Raw genomic sequence first — 2,888 nt, forward strand, 5'->3', positions numbered from 1 at the left:
CGCGGCCTTTGGCTACTCTCTTCTCGGAGGCCTTCGCCGGTGATCGCGAGGGCGAGCCCAGAAAAGACCAGGCGAGCCAGGCCGCTCCGGCGCCCGCGAGGAGCCCTCCTAACCCGAAGAGCCAGGGCGAGAACGTGCTCCTTTCGGGAGGCGACGGTGTGTCTGCCGCGGGCGGAGCGGGGTCGGTGAGTCCCGGCGAGTCTTTTCGGTACCGAATCTCGATCTCCGGAGTCGACGAGACGGCTTGCGCCCCCAGATCGACACGCGCGTACGTGAGCCCGTCCTGCCCCACCGTCGTCCGCGTCGGCTCGGGCAGAATGCGAAACTCCCTGGCGCCAGCGGGTTGCTGAATCTGAAATGAGAGTGAGCCGATCGGGACGCCGCCCGGCCACCTGAAGCGAAACATCCTCGCCGTCCCGTCGAGCTCGAGATCTCCATAGAACTCGAGCTGTCCTTCGAGACTCCCCAGCCGGGCCTGGATGAGCGTGCGATCGCCCTCGAGCCTCCGCGTGTAGTCGGCGACGAACAGGGCGCCCTTGTCGTCTCGCCAGGCAACGGCATGGGGCTCGTCGACCGAGGCAGGGATCGGGATCGTTACCGGGGTGCTCGTGTCCGCGCCGGAAGCGACGCGAAAGCGATACATGACGAGCGTCGCCGGCCGGTCGTACTCGGGCCAGAGATCGATCGTCATCTCCTCGATCGCGGGTGGCTCGAGCTGGCCCGCAATGAGCGCATTCGTCAGCGCCAGGGAGGCGATCAGACTCCTGAGGCCCGAGCGTGCCAATCGAGCTCGAGTCGCTATCGACCGCAAGCTCCCGAGCTCTCGTCCATAGTGAAGATGACGAATTCTATCGCGAAGTCATGGACGAGGTTCAATCCTCGCGGAGGGTCTGGATGGGAGGGAGAGCGCTCGCTCGCCACGCGGGGACGGCACTCGCTACGACTCCCACCGTCAACATGAGCCCGGCGGCGAGAAGGATGGTCGTGGGATCGGAGACGCTCACGCCATGAGCCAGACCCTCGAGAACATTTCCCGTGGCGACCGCCACGACCGTGCCGATGAGAACGCCCGCCCCGATGAGGGCCAACCCATTTCCGAGCACCATTTTTCGTATCTTTCCCGGACTCGCCCCGAGCGCCATCCGCAAGCCGATCTCGCGACGTCGTCTCTGTGCCGCGAAAGCGATGACTCCGTAGACTCCAGCGACGCTGAGCGAAAGCCCAACCAGGGCGAAGAGCGCCATCATCACGAAATGGAGCCTTGGCTGGGCGAGACTCGACGACAGAATCGACTCGAGAGTCCGACCCCGTGTGACCGGAAGCCTCGGATCGAGCTCGGCGATAACCGCACGCAGCCGCTGCTCGACCTGGTCGGGTGGCGCGCCGCTCTGAACGACGAGCGTGGTCTGGAGCCACCAGGCCGAGGGATTCTGGTTGTAGGGGAAGTAGATCTCGGGCCGAACCGGATCGGTGAGCGCCCACTGACGCGCGTCGCCGGCGACACCGACCACCGTGGCCCGGTCACTCGTGCCGATGGTGATTTCTCGACCGATCGGGCTTTCACTGCCAAAGTAGCGCTCCGCCAGCGTTTGATTGATGACGACTACCGGGGCCGTATCGTCGCGGTCGTGTCCATCGAAGCCTCGCCCCGCGAGGATCGGAATTCCCAGCGTTTGGAAGTAGCCGGGACTGATGGTTCGATGAGCGGCTCGCGCATCCTCTGAGAGCCCATCCACGGTGAAGGGGGTTCGCCACAGGTCCCCTCCGATGGGAAGATGATTCACGAAGCTCGCCTCGGCGACCGAGGCGTCCGACCGAACGCGCTCGAGAACCGACTCGATCAATACGCGCTGGCGCTCGGCGTCGGTATGGGATGTGCCCGTAAGGGAGATATCCCACGTCAGGAGATTGTCTCTTCGGAAACCCGGATCGAAGCGGTTCAGGTGGATGAAGCTTCGCATGAGAGCGGCGGCCACGATCAGAAGCGCGAGCGCGAGAGCGACCTCGGCGACGACGAGACCGGAGCGGAGGGAGGCGTCGCGACGGGAAAGCGCTCCGCGCAGCCGGAGGTCGAATCCCGATCGCGCGGCTTGGAGCGCCGGCGCCGCGCCGAAGAGTACCGCGGCTACCACACACACCACGAGAGCGAAGCCAAGAACCGCGGGGTCCAGGCGGATCTCAACGGGAAACGGCGTTACCTGACTCAGTCGAGGACTTCCTCCGAAGACAATTGCCAAAAGCGCCAGCGCCGCGAGTGTGGAGAACGAGGAGAGCACCAGGCTCTCCGTCAGGACCTGTCGAACGAGGTGCCGCCTGCTCGCTCCGATCGCCAATCGGACGGCCATCTCTCGCTCGCGACCGATTGAGCGCGCGAGCAACAGGTTCGCCACGTTCGCGCAGGCGATCGCGAGAACCCAGCCCACGGCGCCTAGAAGAACCCCGTACGCCATGCGCCGTCCACCGACTGCGGGCTCGCGCACCGGCTCGATATTGATTCCGGCGTGAGTGTTGGTCTCCGGATAGAGGGTCTCGATCCGCCGCGCCAGAACATCCAGCTCTGCCCTCGCCTCTTCGATGGTTCGACCGGGGGCGAGGCGGGCGAAGACACGTAGGAACTGAGAGCGCCGATTGGCCTGGGCCTCTTCGCTGAATCGCAGAGGCGCCCAGAACTTCGCCTCCGTCGCCCAGAACGGTGGGAAGAAAAATTCCGGCGGCATGACGCCGAGCACCAGATACTCTTCGCCGTCGAGGCGAATGCTCCGGCCCATCCAGCTTGGCTCGCCGCCGAGCTCCCGGCGCCAGAGCGCGTGAGAAAGAACGACCACCCGCTCGTCGTCGTCACGGGTGAAGAACCGTCCCAGGAACGGCTCGACCCCGAGGAGCGTGAA

2 protein-coding genes are annotated in these 2,888 nt (G+C 65.3%); both read right to left on the reverse strand.

Annotated elements, in window-relative coordinates:
* The coding region (locus VEK15_01505) for a hypothetical protein (GenBank protein ID HXV59340.1) at nt 1-784 on the reverse strand (784 nt) is incomplete at its 3' end.
* Between the two features lie 88 nt (nt 785-872).
* On the reverse strand, nt 873-2,888 hold a 2,016-nt coding region (locus tag VEK15_01510), incomplete at its 5' end, for an ADOP family duplicated permease (GenBank protein ID HXV59341.1).

The sequence above is a fragment of the Vicinamibacteria bacterium genome (assembly GCA_035620555.1).
GTDB lineage: Bacteria > Acidobacteriota > Vicinamibacteria > Marinacidobacterales > SMYC01 > DASPGQ01.